Source organism: Vibrio sp. OPT46, from assembly GCF_015163535.1.
GTDB classification, from domain to species: domain Bacteria; phylum Pseudomonadota; class Gammaproteobacteria; order Enterobacterales; family Vibrionaceae; genus Vibrio; species Vibrio alginolyticus.
On the sequence record NZ_JADDYG010000083.1, the window covers coordinates 1 to 2,543 of the forward strand.

Sequence of the window (2,543 nt, forward strand, 5' to 3'; positions counted from 1 at the left end):
CTAAACCAAAGCGTTTAAGCTCTTCCTGCTCACCTTTTTTGAGCCATTGTTCTTCGATATTAGAAGATACAGCGCCACTAGCTTCAGTTCTAGGGTGGATTACTTGCGGATTTTCGTAAGGAGACTTGTTTGAAGATGAACTAGAAGGAATAGAGAAACCATACTTACTCGCCAAGGCCTTTTGCTGGTCGGCGGGTAGATTTTGAAACATTTTCATTTGTTCTGGAGTGGGTGTTTGTGCCATTGAATAAGACGCAAACGTACTTGCCAATATAAAAGCGGCAATAGAGAAATATCCTTTAAACATGGTATATCACTATAATAATTGAATAAAAGACCCTAGCCCCAAGTTTGAGCTCTAGGTATTTAAATTAGAAACGGTGCTGAAAACCCAATGTAATCGAGTTAAGGCGAACTTGGTCTTCAGAGACGTTATCAACGAACTCAAATATCACCGCGCTTTGGTTATTTAAAGCGTAGTGCATACCTAACCCAAAACTAAATCCTTGTTCTTTGTGAGAACCTACATTTTGTAGATCAAGCTGAACGCTTGAATACCCAGCTAAACCGTAAAGTGCAACTCGCTCTGAAACCGGCATATTCAACTTAACAAAGCCGCTCAAAGCGCTATCAACGGCAAGACCACTGTCACGTTGAACTGATGTCCCATAACGTCCTTCGAGACCAATGTAGTCATTAAAGAAGTACCCTGCTTGCGCACTAAGAAGGAAAGGACTCCCCTCTTTTACGGACTCAGAAGACGAGCTTTTCAATTCTGCATTTGAGTAGCTCACTAACGCACCAGCATAAAAATCGGCTGACGCTGAAAAAGAACTCAGGCTCAAGCCCAGTGCACCAAGTATTCCCAAACAATGCTGCTTTCTTATCACGTAAAAGTCCCTAGTACTGGTAATAATATGGGCTGCCAAAGCAAAGTTAAGCGTGCTATGCAGGCCATTAAATACTGAAGAGTTGGCACGCTACCGCCCTGAGGCGTTGAGCGTAAGCCACTGTATCGCTTTCTATATGGTCTAAGTAAAAACGACCTATTTCCTCCAAACCTCTAGTTCTGGAGGAAATAGGTCGACAAATTATGCACTCTTGATAGTTTATCAGCAAGCAAGGGAGCAAGATAACCGCGCAATGTCACGCTGGTGTTAGAAATGAGATCGAAAGCCATGGCAAAATAAGAAACTATTTACATGCTAAGGCTTTTTTATCTAGAATATAATTTGGAGCATTTTTATGCTACCAAACATCGATGTTTTTATACCGGATACACAAGGATTAATAATGAAGAATACAGCTCTAGCTATTCTTATGGCTCTAAGCGCAACAACTGCATTTGCAGCAGAAGAAGCAGGCTCAACAGGCACAGCTTCTGCGTCAGCAACTGGCACTACAGCTGTAGGTGTAGGCGCAGCAGCAGCAGTAACTGTAGTAGCAGTTGCAGCGTCAGATAGCGACTCAACATCTACTTCAACATCTACTTCTACTTCTACTTCGAACTAATTTCGTTTTGTAGAACAGAAGCTAATCGCCCTGAATGACTCAGGGCGATTTTATTTGTAAGAGGGAATAATGAATATCTTCCGAATACCTAAATGGATACGCCAACTCCTCATTCTTCCACTACTCCTTGTACTCTTTGGCTGCACACAGAAATTCAATGATGTTTCAGCAACCGTCCAAGAAGCCTACGGTAACTACATTGATGTCGAGATGACACCAGAAGAAATCAATGCTATTCCATATGCCAGTGCCTATTTGAAACTTGGAAATCAAAAACAGGTGTTTGTTGTTTTAGCTTTTGCGGAACAAAACCAACTCAGCGGCAAAAAACAACTGAAATGGGTAAGCGCAGATAAAGCTATGATCGTTACAGAGAATGGGCATATCGTCAAAACGATTGGTCTACAGAGTGGGGACTTAGCAGGTGTTTACGGTGACGTTCCAGATTTTTCTTTAGACTCAACCTCTGTCAACTACACACTTTCATACGATTGGGCAACACAATACCGTTATGGCTTTCCTGCAAATATAACGCGTTCTTACTCAGGCCAAGAAACGTTAACAACACCTATTTCTAGCACTATGACCAACGTATATAAAGAAGTTGTTGAGTTTAGCAGTCTTTCTCAATCGGTCGAAAACTACTATTGGGTCAATGAACAGGGTCAGGTCGTTAAAACCTTACAACACCTAGGGCCAAATATGATTCCGGTTGAGTTAACCATTTTGAAGGGATATAGCAAATCATGAGCAAGCAACTACTCACATTATTCGTTTTGGTCATGCCGCTTTTGAGCATGCCTAGCTTCGCTCAAACAGAAACCTCTGCTATGCAACCATTAAATGTTGAATTGCTAGAAGCAGGCAAACGGCTACAATTTCAAGGGCCGGCTCGTTTAGAAAATGTGTTAGCACTTGCTAGGGAGCAAAGCGTCTCTCTGCAATATTCTCTTGGTACCACTTTGTTTGATAAATCGGAACACGCCGAGAAAACCTCTACCGCTTTAAAGAACTCGGTGCTCAATCAAATG

At 42.0% G+C, this 2,543-nt stretch carries 3 protein-coding genes and 2 pseudogenes; 3 read left to right on the top strand and 2 right to left on the bottom strand.

What is annotated here, in order from left to right; translation table 11 throughout:
* Both IQR33_RS03335 and IQR33_RS03340 read right to left on the bottom strand, forming a co-directional pair.
* Positions 1-307, bottom strand: a pseudogene (locus tag IQR33_RS03335) (OtnA protein); the annotation flags it as partial.
* A 64-nt stretch (positions 308-371) separates the two neighbouring features.
* Complete coding sequence (locus IQR33_RS03340) at positions 372-890, bottom strand: outer membrane beta-barrel protein (RefSeq protein ID WP_017820722.1); 519 nt, start codon at positions 888-890, stop codon at positions 372-374.
* A gap of 403 nt (positions 891-1,293) precedes the next feature.
* Here IQR33_RS03340 and IQR33_RS03345 point away from each other — a divergent pair, with 403 nt between their 5' ends.
* The 3 genes and pseudogenes from IQR33_RS03345 to IQR33_RS32195 all read left to right on the top strand — a co-directional run.
* Positions 1,294-1,512: a hypothetical protein gene (locus IQR33_RS03345; RefSeq protein WP_031780921.1), complete on the top strand. Its 219-nt coding sequence runs from the start codon at positions 1,294-1,296 to the stop codon at positions 1,510-1,512.
* 69 nt (positions 1,513-1,581) lie between these two features.
* Positions 1,582-2,262: a YjbF family lipoprotein gene (locus IQR33_RS03350; protein ID WP_042522614.1), complete on the top strand. Its 681-nt coding sequence runs from the start codon at positions 1,582-1,584 to the stop codon at positions 2,260-2,262.
* Positions 2,259-2,543 (top strand): annotated as a pseudogene (locus tag IQR33_RS32195) (YjbG polysaccharide synthesis-related protein); the annotation flags it as partial. The gene IQR33_RS03350 and the pseudogene IQR33_RS32195, both read left to right, overlap by 4 nt.

Excerpts from the sequence above, each read along its gene's own strand:
- IQR33_RS03345 (WP_031780921.1), top strand. The coding sequence starts at position 1,294 with ATGAAGAATACAGCTCTAGCTATTCTTATGGCTCTAAGCGCAACAACT.
- IQR33_RS03350 (WP_042522614.1), top strand. The coding sequence starts at position 1,582 with ATGAATATCTTCCGAATACCTAAATGGATACGCCAACTCCTCATTCTT.